Annotated in this window: 19 protein-coding genes; 2 read left to right on the top strand and 17 right to left on the bottom strand. The window is 31.6% G+C overall.

The features are described from left to right. Nucleotides 1–5: 5 nt before the first annotated feature. The 7 genes from prmA to lepA form a co-directional block, all read right to left on the bottom strand. Nucleotides 6–938 (bottom strand): 50S ribosomal protein L11 methyltransferase, encoded by a 933-nt coding sequence (prmA, locus tag LQ622_RS04830; RefSeq protein WP_037588345.1) that lies wholly within the window; start codon nucleotides 936–938, stop codon nucleotides 6–8. 3 nt (nucleotides 939–941) lie between these two features. Continuing rightward, nucleotides 942–2,075: a molecular chaperone DnaJ gene (gene dnaJ / locus LQ622_RS04825; protein ID WP_025904208.1), complete on the bottom strand. Its 1,134-nt coding sequence runs from the start codon at nucleotides 2,073–2,075 to the stop codon at nucleotides 942–944. 94 nt (nucleotides 2,076–2,169) lie between these two features. After that, complete coding sequence (gene dnaK / locus LQ622_RS04820) at nucleotides 2,170–4,005, bottom strand: molecular chaperone DnaK (protein WP_126477526.1); 1,836 nt, start codon at nucleotides 4,003–4,005, stop codon at nucleotides 2,170–2,172. A 44-nt stretch (nucleotides 4,006–4,049) separates the two neighbouring features. After that, nucleotides 4,050–4,637, bottom strand: coding sequence for a nucleotide exchange factor GrpE (grpE, locus tag LQ622_RS04815; RefSeq protein ID WP_037588350.1), 588 nt, complete (start codon nucleotides 4,635–4,637; stop codon nucleotides 4,050–4,052). A gap of 27 nt (nucleotides 4,638–4,664) precedes the next feature. Further along, the gene (hrcA, locus tag LQ622_RS04810; RefSeq protein WP_239774731.1) at nucleotides 4,665–5,639 is read right to left on the bottom strand and encodes a heat-inducible transcriptional repressor HrcA; all 975 of its coding nucleotides are present in this window, start codon (nucleotides 5,637–5,639) and stop codon (nucleotides 4,665–4,667) included. 116 nt (nucleotides 5,640–5,755) lie between these two features. Beyond that, the gene (hemW, locus tag LQ622_RS04805) at nucleotides 5,756–6,874 is read right to left on the bottom strand and encodes a radical SAM family heme chaperone HemW (protein WP_159315595.1); all 1,119 of its coding nucleotides are present in this window, start codon (nucleotides 6,872–6,874) and stop codon (nucleotides 5,756–5,758) included. A gap of 54 nt (nucleotides 6,875–6,928) precedes the next feature. Next, entirely contained in the window at nucleotides 6,929–8,752 is a 1,824-nt protein-coding gene (lepA, locus tag LQ622_RS04800) for a translation elongation factor 4 (RefSeq protein WP_037588356.1), read from the bottom strand. A gap of 234 nt (nucleotides 8,753–8,986) precedes the next feature. On the opposite strand from lepA, the gene rpsT reads away from it, so the two are divergent. Next, nucleotides 8,987–9,238, top strand: coding sequence for a 30S ribosomal protein S20 (rpsT, locus tag LQ622_RS04795; RefSeq protein WP_239774730.1), 252 nt, complete (start codon nucleotides 8,987–8,989; stop codon nucleotides 9,236–9,238). 72 nt (nucleotides 9,239–9,310) lie between these two features. Here rpsT and holA read toward each other — a convergent pair whose 3' ends face one another. Then, nucleotides 9,311–10,285 carry a DNA polymerase III subunit delta gene (gene holA, locus LQ622_RS04790; protein WP_159315594.1) on the bottom strand — a complete coding sequence of 325 codons (975 nt, stop codon included), beginning with the start codon at nucleotides 10,283–10,285 and terminating at the stop codon, nucleotides 9,311–9,313. Nucleotides 10,286–10,376: 91 nt separating this feature from the next. Here holA and LQ622_RS04785 point away from each other — a divergent pair, with 91 nt between their 5' ends. Next, nucleotides 10,377–10,514 (top strand): YqzM family protein, encoded by a 138-nt coding sequence (locus LQ622_RS04785; RefSeq protein ID WP_075577996.1) that lies wholly within the window; start codon nucleotides 10,377–10,379, stop codon nucleotides 10,512–10,514. A gap of 35 nt (nucleotides 10,515–10,549) precedes the next feature. Here the strand turns inward: LQ622_RS04785 and LQ622_RS04780 are convergent, their stop codons facing one another. From LQ622_RS04780 to aroE, 9 genes are all read right to left on the bottom strand, one after another. Next, the gene (locus LQ622_RS04780) at nucleotides 10,550–12,730 is read right to left on the bottom strand and encodes a DNA internalization-related competence protein ComEC/Rec2 (protein ID WP_239762004.1); all 2,181 of its coding nucleotides are present in this window, start codon (nucleotides 12,728–12,730) and stop codon (nucleotides 10,550–10,552) included. Between the two features lie 147 nt (nucleotides 12,731–12,877). Further along, entirely contained in the window at nucleotides 12,878–13,333 is a 456-nt protein-coding gene (locus LQ622_RS04775; RefSeq protein WP_037588364.1) for a ComE operon protein 2, read from the bottom strand. 60 nt (nucleotides 13,334–13,393) lie between these two features. Next, nucleotides 13,394–14,041 carry a helix-hairpin-helix domain-containing protein gene (locus LQ622_RS04770; protein ID WP_126477530.1) on the bottom strand — a complete coding sequence of 216 codons (648 nt, stop codon included), beginning with the start codon at nucleotides 14,039–14,041 and terminating at the stop codon, nucleotides 13,394–13,396. A gap of 42 nt (nucleotides 14,042–14,083) precedes the next feature. Beyond that, nucleotides 14,084–14,803, bottom strand: coding sequence for a class I SAM-dependent DNA methyltransferase (locus LQ622_RS04765; RefSeq protein ID WP_371683272.1), 720 nt, complete (start codon nucleotides 14,801–14,803; stop codon nucleotides 14,084–14,086). Then, nucleotides 14,800–15,153 (bottom strand): ribosome silencing factor, encoded by a 354-nt coding sequence (rsfS, locus tag LQ622_RS04760; protein ID WP_239774729.1) that lies wholly within the window; start codon nucleotides 15,151–15,153, stop codon nucleotides 14,800–14,802. The genes LQ622_RS04765 and rsfS overlap by 4 nt, the downstream gene beginning before the upstream one ends. 12 nt (nucleotides 15,154–15,165) lie before the next feature. After that, nucleotides 15,166–15,738 (bottom strand): bis(5'-nucleosyl)-tetraphosphatase (symmetrical) YqeK, encoded by a 573-nt coding sequence (yqeK, locus tag LQ622_RS04755; protein WP_037588367.1) that lies wholly within the window; start codon nucleotides 15,736–15,738, stop codon nucleotides 15,166–15,168. Then, nucleotides 15,728–16,300: a nicotinate (nicotinamide) nucleotide adenylyltransferase gene (nadD, locus tag LQ622_RS04750; protein ID WP_037588369.1), complete on the bottom strand. Its 573-nt coding sequence runs from the start codon at nucleotides 16,298–16,300 to the stop codon at nucleotides 15,728–15,730. Before nadD ends, yqeK begins: the two co-directional genes overlap by 11 nt. A 4-nt stretch (nucleotides 16,301–16,304) precedes the next feature. Beyond that, nucleotides 16,305–16,595, bottom strand: coding sequence for a ribosome assembly RNA-binding protein YhbY (gene yhbY, locus LQ622_RS04745; RefSeq protein WP_103360667.1), 291 nt, complete (start codon nucleotides 16,593–16,595; stop codon nucleotides 16,305–16,307). Continuing rightward, entirely contained in the window at nucleotides 16,589–17,407 is an 819-nt protein-coding gene (gene aroE / locus LQ622_RS04740) for a shikimate dehydrogenase (RefSeq protein ID WP_239762005.1), read from the bottom strand. Before aroE ends, yhbY begins: the two co-directional genes overlap by 7 nt.

The raw sequence follows: 17,407 nt of genomic DNA, 5'->3' as shown, positions 1-17,407 counted from the left end.
TTCTCCTACTTTCTAGCTCGTATTGAAACCCAACCATCTTCACGTAGTACTTTTTCGATAGTATAACCAGTATTTTGTAGTTTTTCAATTATTTCATCGGATTTTTCTTCAATAATGCCTGAAGTAATAAAGTAGCCATTATCATTTAATCTTTCATAACTATCTTCTATCATTAAATCAATAATATGCGCTAATATATTTGCAATAATCACGTCATATTGTTCTGTTTCTTCAGTAAGCAAATTGCCAGTATCTGCGACGATATCTTTTTCACAATCATTGATTTCAAAGTTTTCTTTAGCAACTTTAATTGCTAAATCATCTAAATCCACCGCTTTAATGTCGTTTACACCTAGTAAATGACAAGCTATGCTTAGAATACCTGAACCTGTACCAACATCAATCACTTTGTGTTGAGGTTGTACAACCTCTTCTATATGTCTTAAACACATACTTGTTGTTGGGTGGTCACCTGTACCAAAAGCCATACCTGGATCTAGTTTGATGCAAAGATCACCTTCGTTATTTTGATATCCTTCTTGTTCCCAACTTGGAACAATCGCAAATCTTTCAGAAGCTTTAAACGGATGGAAATAATTTTTCCATTCATTTTCCCAATCTGATTCTTTAATAATCGTTTTCTCAAACGATAAAATTTCTGACTGAATGCCATTTACATTTGCAATTGTTTCTTGAATTTCTTGTTCTAATTGATCCGTAAATACTAATTCATTAAAATAACATTTAACCCTAATATCATGATCAGGATAATCTGCGGGATTTAATTCATAAATCTCACCGTATACATCTGTATGTTCTTTCTCTAATTCTGCTGAATCTTCAATTACGACACCATTTGCACCTAATTCATTTAACAATGCTGTAACTTCTGGTTCTGCTTCGCTATTTATCATGATAGAATACTCAATCCAATTCACAGGCTATTCTCCTTTAAAAAACTTTTTGGCTCTGTCTTTAAAGCTAGATGGTTGTTCTGTAATAGTTTCTCCACCTATTTCAGCAAACTCACGTAATAGTTCTTCTTGTCTTTCAGTCATTTTATCTGGTGTTACAACTTTAACAGTTACAAAGTAATCACCTTTACCGTAACCATGAACGTTTTGCACACCTTTTTCTCTCAATCTAAATTGTTTACCAGTTTGTGTACCTGCTGGAACTGTTAATGACACATTACCAGTCAACGTAGGAACAGTAATTTCATCACCAAGTGCTGCTTGAGGGAATGATAGATTTAGATCATAGAAGATATTGTCTCCATCACGTCTAAATTTACTGTGTGGTTTCACTCTGAACACAACATATAAATCGCCTGCAGGTCCTCCATTTATACCTGGACCACCTTTACCAGCTAAGCGAATTTGTTGGTCGTTATCTACACCTTCAGGTACTTTCACTTTGATTGTAACTTTTTTGTTTTGAGTACCTTTACCATGACAATCTGAACATTTTTCTTCAAATACTTGTCCAGAACCTTCACATTCAGGACAAACTTTTTGTGTTTGCATTCTGCCTAGAATAGTATTTTGTTCAACTGTTACATGACCTTGTCCGTTACAGTACGTACAAGTTTTCTTCTTAGTGCCAGGTTTAGCACCATTACCATGACATGTGTCACATTCTACATCTTTACGAACTGTAATATCTTTTTCTGTACCAAATACAGCTTCTTCAAATGTTAATGTCATGCTATATTGTAAGTCATCACCTTGTCTTGGAGCGTTAGGATCTCTTCTAGCGCCACCACCACCAAAGAATGAACCGAATATATCTTCAAAGCCACCGAATCCAGAGAAGTCTTGTCCTCCAAATCCTTGTGATCCACCGAATCCTTGTTGCGGACCACTATGACCGAATCTGTCGTATTGCGCACGTTTGTTTTCATCACTTAGCACTTCATATGCTTCTGAAATTTCTTTAAACTTTGCGTCAGCACCTTCTTCTTGATTGATATCAGGATGGTACTTTTTTGATAATTTACGATAAGCTTTTTTTATTTCATCTTTAGAAGCATCTTTGGATACGCCAAGTACTTCATAATAGTCTCTTTTTGCCAATGTAATCTCTCCTTTACACACTGATTTATAATACGTATATGAATTAAAAAAGTCAAAGCCAATCACATTGACTTTGACTTTTTAATGATTAGTATTATTTTTTATCGTCTTCGTTGACTTCTGTATATTCAGCATCAACTACGTCATCATCGTTTGAAGTAGATTGGCCTTCAGCGCCTTCCGCACCTTGTTGTGCTTGTGCAGCTTGTTCATACATTTTAACAGATAATTGTTGTACGATTTCTTGAAGTGCATCTTTTTTAGTTCTGATATCTTCTATATCATTACCTTCAAGTGCTTTTTTCAATTCTTCTTTAGCTTCTTCAGCTTTAGCTTTTTCGCTTTCATCAACGTTATCGCCAAGATCAGTTAAAGTTTTTTCAACAGTAAATACCATTTGGTCTGCTTCATTTCTTAAATCGATTTCTTCACGACGTTTTTTATCTGCTTCAGCATTTTTCTCTGCATCTTGAACCATACGATCGATTTCTTCATCTGATAATGATGAGCTTGATTCAATCGTAATTTTTTGTTCTTTGTTTGTACCTAAATCTTTAGCTGTTACATTAACGATACCGTTTTTATCGATATCAAATGATACTTCGATTTGTGGCACACCACGTGGAGCAGGTGGAATGTCCGTTAATTGGAATCGACCAAGTGTTTTGTTATCTGCTGCTAATTGACGTTCACCTTGTAATACGTGAATATCAACTGCTGGTTGGTTATCAGCTGCAGTAGAGAACACTTGAGATTTAGATGTTGGGATTGTTGTATTTCTTTCGATTAATACTGTAGATACGCCACCCATAGTTTCGATACCTAATGATAATGGTGTAACGTCAAGTAATACTACGTCTTTAACATCACCAGTGATTACGCCACCTTGAATTGCAGCACCCATAGCTACTACTTCATCAGGGTTAACACCTTTGTTAGGTTCTTTACCGATTTCTTTTTTGATAGCTTCTTGAACAGCTGGGATACGAGTTGATCCACCAACTAAGATAACTTCATCGATATCAGAATTAGATAATCCTGCATCTTTCATAGCTTGACGAGTTGGACCCATTGTTCTTTCTACTAAATCGCTTGTTAATGATTCAAATTTAGCTCTTGAAAGTGTTGTTTCTAAGTGTAATGGACCATTTGCGCCACCAGAGATGAATGGTAATGAAATTTGAGTTGAAGATACGCCTGATAAGTCTTTTTTAGCTTTTTCAGCAGCATCTTTAAGACGTTGTAATGCCATTTTATCTTGTGATAAATCTATGCCATTTTCTTTTTTGAATTCTTCAACTAAATATTTAATGATAACGTCATCGAAATCGTCACCACCAAGTTTATTGTCACCTGCAGTTGCTAATACTTCGAATACACCGTCACCTAATTCAAGGATAGATACGTCGAAAGTACCACCACCAAGGTCAAATACTAATACTTTTTGATCAGTTTCAGTTTTATCTAAACCGTAAGCTAATGCTGCTGCAGTTGGTTCGTTAATAATACGTTCTACTTCTAAACCAGCGATTCTACCAGCATCTTTAGTTGCTTGACGTTCTGAGTCATTGAAATAAGCTGGAACTGTAATAACAGCTTTTGTTACTTTTTCACCTAAATAACTTTCAGCAGTTGATTTTAAGTTTTGTAAAATCATAGCTGAGATTTCTTGTGGTGTATATTCTTTATCTTCAACTTTTTCTTTATAATCAGTACCCATATGACGTTTAACTGATTGAATTGTATTTGGGTTAGTTACTGCTTGACGTTTAGCAACTTCACCAACTTGTGTTTCACCATCTTTAAATGCAACAACTGATGGTGTTGTTCTGTTACCTTCTGGATTTTGGATTACTTTAGGTTCTCCACCTTCTAATACTGAAACTACTGAATTTGTTGTACCTAAGTCTATACCTATTACTTTACTCATAAGAATTATTCCTCCAATTTATAATTAATTAATCATCGAGTTCATTATTCGTTTACTTTAACCATTGCTGGTCTTAAAACACGATCTTTCAATTTATATCCTCTTTGTAACTCTTCAGTTACAACACCTGATTCAAAGTCAGGATTGTTATCTTGCATTACTGCTTGATGTACATTTGGATCGAATGGTTGGTTGTAAGATTCGATTTCTTCTAAACCATTATCTTTTAATGATTTAAGTAAATCGTTATAAACCATGTCTACACCTTTTTTGAAAGTTAAGAAGTCTTCAGACTCACCTTCTTGTTTAAGTGCACGATCCATATTATCTAGCGCAGGTAATACATCTGTAAGTACACGCTGTGCTTGATAATCTTTAATAATGCTTGCTTCTTGTTTCATTCTACGTTTATAGTTTTCAAACTCAGCGTATAAACGTAAGTATTTTTCTTCTTCTTCATTTGCTTTTTGTTTAAGTTGTTCGAGTTCAGCTTCCGGAATTTCGACTACTTTATCTTGCTCAACCTCTTCAACATTTTCTTCAGTTTCATTTGCTTCTACTTCTTCAGTAGCGACAGATTGAGTTTGATCATTAGTTTCATCGAATTGTTCATTTTGCTTTTCTTCCGTCATTTCATGCCCTCCATTTTCTTTCCTTATTTAAAAATGATTCAAAAGTTGAATCACTTTGTTATAATGCATTGCAGTTGGACCAATAACGGCTAAATGACCAGTTATATCACCAGAAATTTCATAATTGGTACTTATAATCGAAATACCATGTAAATCTTTATTAATTTCTTGTCCAATTTTGACACTTATCGAATCATTAGAAGTTTCATTTAAAAATTGAGCGATACGTTCAGATTCAAGATACTTTAAAATCGATTGAATCATAGATACATTTGTTACATCTAACGCGTCAATTAGGTGCATCTTACCACCTAGAAACATTTCTTCATTATGATCATTAATTTGCGTTAATAACGCTTGTTTAAAATTAGTAATAAATTCTTGATCAATGAATGACAACGATAATGATTCTAACGTTTTTATCATTGTAGTTAAAGTATTTTGCTTAAAATACTGGTTTAAGTAGTTCATAAATTTCTCAATCTGTAATTGATTTAAAGATTCATGAATTTGAATATGAACTTTCTCTACATAACCATCTGTAAATACAATGACGCCCATGAGATGAGTTGGGCTGACTCTCACAAAATGAATTTCAAATATAAATCTTGAAAATTTATTCGGTCCGAGTACTACAGTTGTATAATGTGAACGATTTGAAATTTCTAATGCTAACCATTTAAGCATTGCGTTGACATCATATTGATTTTTATCTTGAAAATGTTCAAACCAATTTAAACTTTTCTTACTTTGAGATTTAGTCTCAAGTAATTGATTAACATAATACTTAATCCCTTGTTCAGAAGGAATACGACCTGATGACGTATGTGTCTTCTCAAGAAGGTTCAAATCTTCTAATTGTTTCATTTCATTTCTAACTGTCGCTGGACTAATCGGCAATTGATGCCTTTCAATAATCGACTTAGAACCAATTGGTTGTCCTAACTCAACATAATCCTCAACAATTACATTCAAAATTTGTAATTGCCTCTCAATAATCATGTCATCACCTCGATTAGCACTCTATCTTCCTAAGTGCTAATTATAATTTATCAAATTGGTCAAAGAAAGTCAACGTTAAAGCATTCAATTTTTATATCTTTTTTTAATACATATTTTTAGCTTAATAAAAACTTCTCAAACACTTCATTTCCGATTATTTGTCCGCGATTACTTAAGCGTAAATAGTCTTCTTCATCTAGTAACAATTCTTGTTCAATGAGTTCTTTCACATGTTGACCAAATACATCTTCTATTGATTGGTCAAACTTATTTTTGAATTTTGATTTAGAAACACCTTTTGTCATTCTCAATCCAAGAAACATTTCTTCTTCCATTTGTTCTTTCAATGACACTTCTGTACTTTGCAATACAGGCATTTCACCATTCTTTAATTTCTTAATATATTGATTAACCGGATTAATATTGCCATAGCGTACACCATTAATATAACCATGAGCACCTGCACCGAAACCATAATATTCTTCATTTTTCCAATATACTTTATTATGAAGAGATTCATGCCCTTCTTTCGAGAAGTTTGAGATTTCATATTGATTTAGGTTAGAATCTGCTAATTTCTTTTTCAAATGTTGATACATTTCTTCACCTAAATCTTCATTAGGTAACTTCAAACGCCCTTTTCTATATAAATTATAGAATTGCGTCTTAGGTTCAAGTATAAGGGCATAACTTGAAATATGATCTACATCAAGTGATAGTGCCTTATTAAGTGAATCATCAAATTGTTCTAATGTTTGACCTGGTAAATGAAACATAAGATCTAAACTTACAGAAGGGATTTTATGTTTTCTAGATAATGTAACGGCTTTTTCAATATCGTCACTATGATGAGTTCTTCCTAATACTTTTAACAATTCATCATCAAATGTTTGAACACCTAATGACAATCTGTTCACACCATATTGTTTGAGTAATTTTATTTTTGCTTCTGTTAATTCATCTGGATTAGCTTCAAATGTATACTCTTTTGTAATCACAAATAAATCGTTAATAGCTTGCAGTAATCTTTCAAGTTGTGCTTCAGATAATGCTGTAGGTGTACCTCCACCAACAAAGACAGTCTCAACTTCTTTATCTTTTCTCGTTGACATCTCTTTTATCAAACAATCTAAGTACTCATCTACCGGCTGATTAGCAATATAGAACTTATTAAAATCGCAATAAGTACAAATTCTCACACAGAAAGGTATATGAATATATACACTTTTTGCCATATAAACGCTCCTTTAAAAATAGAAACAGCTACATATTATGCAGCTGTTTCAAAATTATTCTTCATCCATTTTAAGCACGGCTAAGAAAGCATCTTGTGGAATTTCCACATTACCTACTGATTTCATCTTAGCTTTACCTGCTTTTTGTTTTTCAAGTAATTTACGTTTACGGCTAATATCCCCACCGTAACATTTTGCTAAAACATTTTTACCCATAGATTTAATGTTTGTTCGAGCTACTATTTTATTACCAATTGCTGCTTGAACTGGTACTTCAAATTGTTGTCTTGGAATTAATGTTTTTAATTTATCTACTATTGCTTTACCTCTATCATAAGCAAACTCTTTATGGACAATAAAGCTTAATGCATCTACTTTATCACCATTTAATAAAATATCCATTTTAACAAGTTTACTTTCTTGATATCCGATTAATTCATAATCAAACGATGCATAACCTTTCGTATTAGATTTCAACTGATCAAAGAAATCGAATACGACTTCAGATAATGGAAGTTCATAAATAATATTGACACGAATATCATCTAAATAATCCATCGTCTTAAAGTTACCACGTTTTTTCTGACAAAGTTCCATTACAGCGCCCACATAATCATTCGGTACCATCATTGTTGCTTTAACATACGGTTCATATATTCTGTTGATTTTTTGCGGGTCTGGGAATTGTGATGGGTTATCAATTTGTAATTTTTGTCCATCTGTTAATTCACATTCATAAATAACTGACGGTGCTGTCGCAATCAGTTCAATATTAAATTCTCTTTCAATTCTTTCTTGAATAATTTCCATGTGTAGTAAACCTAAGAATCCTGTTCTGAAACCAAAGCCTAAAGCTTGAGAAGTTTCAGCTTCAAATTCTAAAGATGCATCATTAAGTTGAAGCTTTTCAAGTGCTTCTCTTAAATCATTGTATTTACTATTATCAATTGGATATAATCCACAGAATACCATTGGATTCATCTTTTTATACCCTTTTAAAGGCTTCTCAGCAGGTCTGTCAGCTAAAGTAATAGTATCACCAACATTGGAATCTCCAACATTTTTAATTGAAGCTACAATGTATCCTACATCTCCGACAGATAACGTATCAACTGGAAGTTGTTTCGGTGTATTAATCCCCACTTCAGTAACTTCAAATGTCTTACCTGTAGACATCATTTGAATTTTGTCTCCAGCTTTAACTGAACCTTCAACAACACGTATAGAAGAAATTACACCTCTATAAGCATCAAAAGAAGAATCAAAAATAAGCGCTTGTAATGGGTTATCTGGATCACCTTCTGGAGGTGGTACCATCTCTACAACTTTCTCTAATATGTCTTCAATTCCAATATTAGATTTAGCACTTGCAAGTACTGCATCACTTGCATCTAAACCAATTACATCTTCAATTTCTTGTTTAACACGCTCTGGTTCAGCTGCAGGTAAATCAATTTTATTAACAACAGGTATTAATTCTAAGTCATTGTCTAATGCTAAATATACGTTTGCTAACGTTTGAGCTTCGATACCTTGTGCAGCATCTACAACTAAAATCGCACCTTCACATGCTGCGAGTGATCTTGAAACTTCATATGTAAAATCGACATGCCCCGGTGTATCAATTAAATGTAAGATATATGTTTCCCCATCTTTAGCAGTATAATTTAATCTAACAGCATTAAGTTTGATTGTTATACCACGTTCTCTTTCAAGATCCATAGAATCTAATAATTGTTCTTTCATTTCACGTGATTCTACACTTTTTGTATTTTCCAAAATTCTATCAGCTAACGTAGATTTACCATGGTCAATATGAGCAATGATAGAAAAGTTTCTAATTTTATTTTGGCGCTCTAGGCGTTTAGTTCTGTCCATTTGAACTCCAACTTTCTCGTTAATTTTACATGTATTAAATGTAAGTCGCATCTTTGATATGATACCGTCTTTATGAAATAAATGCAAACGTATTATCAAACTATCAATAAAGTGTTATGCTTTATAAGGAATGTGTAAATAATCATTGCACTTATGCCCTACATTTGATAAAATATTTTTTGTTGCAATCAAAAATTCTTTGATCACGGACAACATATTTAGGAGGTGACTCTCATGCCAAACATTAAATCTGCTATTAAACGCGTTGCTGTAACAGAAAAGAAAGACGCTGCTAACATTTCACAAAAAAATGATATGCGTTCAGCTGTTAAAACTGCTAAAACTGCAATCGAAAACAATGCTGAAAACAAAGCTGAATTAGTTTCATTAGCTGTTAAAAAAGTTGATAAAGCTTCTAAAAACAATCTAATTCATTCAAATAAAGCTGATAGAATTAAATCAAGCTTAATGTCAAAAGCTAACTAATTATGTGAGAGCGTGACACAGAACATTCTGTGTCACGCTCTTTTTTATGGCATGAAATACCAACCTCATATCTTATATTTTTAAAATGAAAAGTTCTAATATGAGTACTTTATCCATATATGAAGATTTCAATTGGTAATCTGTATCAGCACAAATATCAATAGTCGCTAATAAACGATCGAGTGATAGCTTTCTCGTAATACGAAGTGCCAGTTTAACCCTATATGGATGTACACCAATCGTTTTGGCTATTTGTTGTTCGCTATAATGTTTACCAGCAAGAATCTTACATTGATAATACAAGCGATAATTACTTGTGATTAACGCTAACAGCTTAATCGGCTCTTCTTTCATATTGATTAAGTCTTTCAGTAAATTAATAGACTTTTCTTTTTGACCCTTCTGAATATATTCCGTTAACAAAAATACATTCTGTTCTAGAGAACGACTCACAATTTCTTTAACGTCTTGTTTATTAATAACCGCTTCATCACCAATAAATAACACTAATTTATCTAATTCTGCTTTAATAATATTAAATTGAATACCTGTCAGTTCTAAAAATTCTATTAGTGCATCTTCTTTTATATCTTTATATTGTTCATGCAAATAAGATTTAATCCATTGTTTTATTTCTTGTTCAGTCATTTGGTCAATTTTATTGAGCCTTGCATTTTTCTTAACTGTTTTAACGAGTTTCTTTCTTTCATCTAATTTCTCATTAAACACATCAAATACGACTAACGTTTCACCATCATATTGTTCAATAAATTGAATTAATTGATCGATATTTTGATTGATTTGAGTACTAACTTTTTCTCCTGTAAAAAGGTAAGCATTCTTAACATGTACAACTTTTTTGTCTGAGAGGAATGGTAAAGTTAATGATTCTTCTATCGCGCTTGAAATAGGTGTTTCATATAAATCAAATTTAACATAATTGAAATCGTCTCTTTCTCCACCTAAATATTGATTTATAATTTCGTCAGATTTTTTCTCAATAAGTGCATTTACTGCACCATAATTCAATACAATATTGTCTTCCAAAATAAGTCTCCCTCTCTTATAAAGTTCTAATTAAGTATAGCATTTTTAAGTTTAATATCATATAATGAAAGTAAGTATAGGAGGGAGTCATATGAACAGATTTGAAGGTGAAAATACTCAAGGGCGTAACAATGATGTTAAAGACTCTGGATTTGGATTTATAATTGGTTTCGTATTCTTAGCAGCAATTTATATTATTGCACAAGTATTCAGTTTACTACCAAACTAATATATCAAATCCATTTATATAAAGCTTACAAACGACTACTGTCGATTGTAAGCTTTTTTATTATGTTCTTGTAGTCCATTTGTCATTATCATGTTGTCTTTATTGATTTCAAATTGCACCATTCCGTAATCTTGTGTATTGAACACTTTACAATTGTTTTGTTTAAGTTTATTTACAATAGCCTCTTTCGGAAGTCCATGCCTATTATGTCGACCAGAACTTATGACACAAATATGTGGCTTTGCTTTTAATAAAAAGCGATCACTTGTACTTGTCAAACTACCATGGTGCGCTACTTTTAAAATATCATAATGCCCTTTAAGTTGACTCAATATACTTTCCTCTACCTTTTCTGTTGCATCACCCGTCGTTAATATCGTACTGCCAAACGTAGTGATTTCAGTTACGATTGATGTATCATTCTTATCTTCATAATTCGGACTATTTTGATTGAAAAATTTATATGTCGATTCTCCAATCTTTAATTCATTCAAATTTGAGCTATCTACAATTTGTGTGTTCGTTTCTTTAACCTCTTCTAACAAATGTTTTAATTCACGGCTATCCCAAGTCTTTTTATTAATAATTAAATGTTTGATTGATACCCTTTTACTCAAAGTAGCTAATTCTCCCATGTGATCTGCATGTGGATGTGTGATGATTAAATAATCAATCTTTTGAAATCCCTTTTCTTTAAGTTCAGGCACAATAATTGAATCTGTATAATTTGATATTTTACTTCTAGTTTGCCACGGTTTCTTCTTCAATTTATCTTTACCACCCGTATCGATCATCACAATTTGATTTACATCATGATGATAAGCTATCATTGCATCTCCTTGGCCAATATCAAGAAATTTTAAAATAACCTCATTATGATTAAAATGGTATATGATTGCAAAGACTAACATCGTGAAAAGTAGTAAAAATTTAATATATTTCCTTTTAATAAATAAAGTTAAGACTAGTACTACAACTATAAGGACGATTAAATATATCCATTCGGCTAGATTTCTAACGACCAACTCGTTTATTGGAATACGACTCATAACATCTATTAATTTAAAAGTTTGATTCATACAGATTTCTATTAGTGTTGTAAATAAATTTGGAACTTTACCAAAAGTTGCAAACATCAACATGAATAACATCACAAGTGGAAAAATAATTAATTCAAAAAGTGGAATAAAAAGAAAGTTTGTTATAAACCCTAACCATTGAAAAGTATTAAAGTGAATCAGTAATATGACAAATGAGGATAATTGAGATACGACATTGATCGTAATGATTTTATGGATTGTATTGAAAGACTTTATAAGTGGTACACATAAAATGATAAACGTGGAGACAATATAAGATAATTGGAAACCAATATCGAAAATAATGTGAGGATTATAAATTGTATAAACAATGAAAGTGATAGATAGGATTTGTAAAGCGTCTATTTTCATGATTTTATTCAAAATCATATAAACCATTACTACACCTACTGCTCTAAGAACACTCGGGCTTAAGCCAGTTAAGACAGCGTATATTGGTAACAATATAAATATCATATTCTCGGCATGATGATATTTGATATTCATTCTAAGTAATAATTTAAATAAAAATATATTTAACAATGCGACATGTGATCCACTTACAGCATATAAATGATATATACCTAATTTCTTAAGTTGATCTATTCTTTCTTCACTTAAATAACTTGTATCACCTAATGTGAGCGCAATAATATCATCAACACCATCTAAATCAAGTTGTTTCATTTCATGAATTAAATTCGTTCGATATAGTTGAATACGTTCGATAATAGTTAATGACCGATTCGAACAAGTATTTAAAAATAAGTGTTCTATCTTAATAACACCTTTAATATCATGATTTTGCAAAAACTCAAAGTATTGAAATTTTAATGCGTTAGTATTAGGTAAAGTTTGATTAACAGAGTAAGTAATACGGCAATTTTTTAAATAAGGCATTTTCTTCAGAAGTTTAAGCTTTTCTTTTTCATTTTTAATCGTATAAAATGCTTTATACGTTTGATTATGGATTTGTCCTTCAGCTTGAAAAGCATCTCCATCAATCGTTATCTTATCTCCAAACTGAATCACTTCAGTATAATTTTTATGATTTTTTGAAACATTAAATGATTCGTAATATTGTATTGGATCATTCGGATAAATTAAGCAACCTATCATAAAAAAAATAAAGCTCATCACCAAAATTTTTAATGATTGCCATTTAATATAGCAACTTATAACTAAGATAATGAGCATGACTATACTTACATAGGGATGTACAAAGAAAATTAAACCGGACAATAAATAAAGTGCAAAATAAAACCACATCTTATATATTAGTCCTTACTTTAGATATTTAATAATGTCTTCTGGATGGAAATTAATTTTTTCATAGTGTACACCAGACTGTTCTAACAATTGTATTGCATATGTATGATTATGATAATCGTCAGCATAATAAATTTGTTTAATACCAGCTTGTATAATTGATTTCGTACAGTTTAGACAAGGGAAATGTGTAACATAAATAGTCGCACCTTCTGAGGAAACACCTAACTTAGCACATTGTATAATCGCATTCATTTCAGCATGAATGGTTCTAATACAATGACCGTCCACTACAAGGCAGCCATTATCTATACAATGTTCTTCTCCTGAAACAGAGCCATTATATCCACCAGCAATCACTCTATTATCTTTAACGATTGTTGCACCAACAGATAATCTTTCACATGTTGACCTTAATGATAATAGATGACTTTGAGCCATAAAATATTCTTTCCATTCAATTCTATCCATTACACATCGACCTACCTTTCATATATTCTTATTGTAAAATTTAACAAGTATAAATGCAATTCAATTTAAAACGATAAAGTCTTTTAAACTTTCTACTGTTTTATCTCCAAATCCTTTGACCTTCTTCAAATCATCCACAGTTTTAAATTCTCCATTTGTTTCTCTATATTGTAAAATGGCATCTGCTTTACTCGGACCGATACCAGGTAATTTTTCAATTTCTGATTTATCTCCTGTGTTGATATTAACTTCTACTTTATCATTAGAAGATTGGTTTGTATTAACACTTGGCACATGTTCGCCAGTTATTGGAACATATATATACATTTGATCTTTAAGTCGTTCTGATAGATTGATTTTAGACAAATCTGCATTATGCTTTGTTTGAGCTTTCTTTAACACATCATGTACGCGATCCTTTGAAGACATTGAATATGTATTGGGATAATTAACAGCTCCTTTCACATCTACTACGACATTTCGATCAACATCTTTAGTAAATTTAGATTCATCCATCTTATCAACTGGCTTCTCTTCTGAAGACTGTTGTTTAACTTCATTTATAGTATCTTGTTGATGAATAATAGCTTCATGATCATCATTACCAGTCAAAAGGCTATTACAAATAAAAAACAATACAACAATCATGATGATTGCAAGTTGATAATTCTCTATTATCCATTCTTTTATTTTATGAATGTATTTCAAAAAAACACCTCCTACATAATTAAACGTAGGAAGTGTTCTAAATTACTTTCGTGCAACTATAAAATGTCTATCGCCTTTTTCATCAAATTGTTCAATATTGAAATCAGTAAATACATTTTCAACTTTAAATCCAGCAAAGTCTAAAAGTTGTTTATAAAGGTCGATTTCATATGTGACTTGATAATGTTCTTCATCGAATCGTTCGTAAAGTCCATCTTCTCTTTCGATGAAAAATGACATTTGATGATATACACTATTAGGTTCTTCACCAGCAATTGCTTGCCATGCTAATGTTAATTGTTCGGTTTCATCAATATAGTTACGGTTATTAAATTGATGATTCATCTTATATAGTGAATGCACATCAAATATAAGTAATCCACCATCATTTAAAAATTGATTAACATAGTTAAATACTTGAAGAACTTCTTCAGGGTCGGTTATATAGTTCAAGCTGTCACAAAAGATGGTAATTACATTGTAACTTTGTGGTAAGTCTAAATCTCTCATATCTTGGCAATACCAATTTATATTAGGATTACGACTTTCAGCTACTTCTAACATCTCTTCACTTAAATCAAGTCCACTTACACGACCATATTCTAATAATTGCTCTGTTAAGCGTCCTGTCCCACAACCAATATCCAAAATATCGTTATCATTACCTGTAACATAATGACCGACAATGTCTTTCCATTTATCATATGGTTGATCTTCAGTCAGAAGGTCATAATAATGACTCATACGATTGTATGCCATTATTGTGCTACCTCATTTAGTGTAATAATTGGTGCGTCTTTATATAATCTTTCTAAATCGTAGTAATCACGTTCTTCTCTATGGAATACGTGTACAACAACATCGCCTAAATCAATTAATACCCATCTTGCTTCATTAAAGCCTTCTAGTCTTTTTACTAATATATCATTTATTTCCGCTTCGTCTTTAACATTTCTTGCAATAGCTTGAACTTGCTTGTCACTGTTACCATGACATACAACAAAATAATCAGCTATATCGCTAATACCTTTCATATCAATTGCAATAATATCTTCAGCACGTTTATCATCACATGCTAGTAACGTTTGTTTCATTAAATCATTTGAATTCATTTAACCATTCCTTTATTGTTCTGAATGCATATTATAATAATTTAAGCATTCTATAGTTTTTAAATGTACTGTTTTATCCTTATTAATTAAGTGTAACACTGTACGTTTTGATATTTCATAAACTGCTTTATCCAAGTTGCGTTCTTTAAAGACAATATCTCTAATTTCATCTACACCTGGAGTTGTTCTTTTAGGTTCAATATAGTCAGCAATAAAAATTATTTTTTCAGTCTTATTCATTTGTGCTCTACCAGTCGTATGATTATAAATTGCATAATAAATATCTTCGTCATTTATATCATATTGATCTTTAAGCCTTGCAGCAGCAACTGGTCCATGTAGTATTTCTGAGCCATAACTTAATAAATCTTGCCCTAGATCATATTGCGTTACACTTTGGTATAACGCTGAAAGTTCTTCATATTTACATAAATCATGCAGTATACCTGCTAATTCAACTTTTTTCATATCACCATCAAAGATTTCTGCCATTTTCTTACCTGTTTCGGCTACTCTCATAGAGTGATTATATCTTTTTGATGGTAATGTTTCTTCAACCAATTTGACTGCTTTTTTAATTTTCATACAATCGTCCCCTTTTGATATATCTTTCAATTCGTGGCGTAACGAGCATCTTTATAGATTGACGATTTTTACATCTATTGCGAATGTCTGTTGAGCTTACATCCATTCTAGGAATGTGTAATGCTAACATTCCTTCTTTTACATCTTGTTTATCAACTTCTCTATTAACTACGACAAATGTTAATAATTCTTTCAATTCTGCAATGTTTCTCCATTTATGCAAATTCTCGTATTGATCTGAACCGATTACAAAATATATTTGATAATCAGGAAATTCTTGTTTAAATTCTTTAATCGTATCAAATGTGTAACTCGTACCTTTTCTATTAAGTTCTCTCTCATCAACTTCACCGAATTGCAAATCTTCAATAGCTAATTCTAACATTTTTACACGTTCTGATTCTATTAAATACGATTCGTTATGTTCTTTAAGTGGTGATTGATAACTTGGTAAGAAAATGAATTTATCAGGTTGAACAAATTGATATGCTTCACTCGCAACTAACATATGTCCAATATGAATTGGATTAAATTGACCTCCATAGATCATGAGCTTTTTCATAATATTATGGTAGTTCTAATCTTTTATTTTCTTTAGATTCTTTATATAAGACAATAATATTACCGATAAGTTGTACGAGTTCAGCACCTGCTTGTTCAGCGATTGATTCAGCTACTTCTTTATGATCATCCATATTGTTTTGTAAGATATGAATTTTGATCAATTCTCTTTTTTCAAGTACGTCTTGCACTTGTTCTATCATATTGTCATTTAATCCACCTTTACCAATTTGGAAAATTGGATCTAAATGATGCGCTTCTTTTCTTAAATATCTCTTTTGTTTACCTGTTAACATAATAATCTCCTTTTAAGTTCCTCTTGTACTTTATTTCTCATTGATTCTATATGAGCTTCTTGTCCAGTCCATATTTTAAAGCTTTCTGCGCCTTGATAAACGAACATATCCAATCCGTTATATATTGCAATACCTGCTTGTTCACATGCTTTGAGTAGCGGTGTCTTGTCAGGAATATAGATAATATCACAAACTAAACTACTTTTACTTATCTTCTCCACAGGAATAATGAATTCACTATGCTGAGTATTCATGCCTACCGGTGTCGTATTAATAATAATATCAAATGTGTGAAGAATAGATTGAACATCTGTAAGACTTATTGTATTTATATCAATTTGCCAATTATCAAATCTAGACATCGTTCTATTTGCTACTGTTATTTTATGATTCGTGAACTTCTGCATTTCCGAAACAATACCTTTACTCGCACCACCAGCACCGAGTACTAAAATTTTACGATCTTGAATACTACCATAATGTTCAATTAAACCTTTAACAAAACCAATACCATCTGTATTATACCCAATCCATTTATTATCTTGTATTAGAACGGTGTTAACAGCACCAATATGCTTAGCATTTGATGATACTTCATCTAAATAAGGCAAGATGGATTCTTTATGCGGTATTGTAATATTAAATCCATCTAAAGCTTTTTCATTTATAATTTCTTTAATTTGTTTAAATTGTTCTGGTGGGATATCTAAAGCACCATATTCATCTTCTCTACCTAATGCTTCAAAATTTGCTGCATGCATAATCGGTGAAAGTGAATGGCTAATAGGATGTCCGATAACTCCAAACTTCAT

The organism is Mammaliicoccus sp. N-M50 (assembly GCF_022386995.1).
Taxonomy (GTDB): domain Bacteria; phylum Bacillota; class Bacilli; order Staphylococcales; family Staphylococcaceae; genus Mammaliicoccus; species Mammaliicoccus sciuri_A.
The sequence above is the reverse complement of the archived record's forward strand: the minus strand, read 5'-3'. Positions and strand labels throughout refer to the sequence as shown.

Excerpts from the sequence above, each read along its gene's own strand:
- aroE (WP_239762005.1), bottom strand. The coding sequence starts at position 17,407 with ATGAAGTTTGGAGTTATCGGACATCCTATTAGCCATTCACTTTCACCG.
- hrcA (WP_239774731.1), bottom strand. The coding sequence starts at position 5,639 with ATGATTATTGAGAGGCAATTACAAATTTTGAATGTAATTGTTGAGGAT.
- grpE (WP_037588350.1), bottom strand. The coding sequence starts at position 4,637 with ATGACGGAAGAAAAGCAAAATGAACAATTCGATGAAACTAATGATCAA.
- lepA (WP_037588356.1), bottom strand. The coding sequence starts at position 8,752 with ATGGACAGAACTAAACGCCTAGAGCGCCAAAATAAAATTAGAAACTTT.
- dnaK (WP_126477526.1), bottom strand. The coding sequence starts at position 4,005 with ATGAGTAAAGTAATAGGTATAGACTTAGGTACAACAAATTCAGTAGTT.
- LQ622_RS04775 (WP_037588364.1), bottom strand. The coding sequence starts at position 13,333 with ATGGATAGAATTGAATGGAAAGAATATTTTATGGCTCAAAGTCATCTA.
- LQ622_RS04785 (WP_075577996.1), top strand. The coding sequence starts at position 10,377 with ATGAACAGATTTGAAGGTGAAAATACTCAAGGGCGTAACAATGATGTT.
- hemW (WP_159315595.1), bottom strand. The coding sequence starts at position 6,874 with ATGGCAAAAAGTGTATATATTCATATACCTTTCTGTGTGAGAATTTGT.
- rsfS (WP_239774729.1), bottom strand. The coding sequence starts at position 15,153 with ATGAATTCAAATGATTTAATGAAACAAACGTTACTAGCATGTGATGAT.
- LQ622_RS04780 (WP_239762004.1), bottom strand. The coding sequence starts at position 12,730 with ATGAGCTTTATTTTTTTTATGATAGGTTGCTTAATTTATCCGAATGAT.
- rpsT (WP_239774730.1), top strand. The coding sequence starts at position 8,987 with ATGCCAAACATTAAATCTGCTATTAAACGCGTTGCTGTAACAGAAAAG.
- yqeK (WP_037588367.1), bottom strand. The coding sequence starts at position 15,738 with ATGAAAATTAAAAAAGCAGTCAAATTGGTTGAAGAAACATTACCATCA.
- nadD (WP_037588369.1), bottom strand. The coding sequence starts at position 16,300 with ATGAAAAAGCTCATGATCTATGGAGGTCAATTTAATCCAATTCATATT.
- yhbY (WP_103360667.1), bottom strand. The coding sequence starts at position 16,595 with ATGTTAACAGGTAAACAAAAGAGATATTTAAGAAAAGAAGCGCATCAT.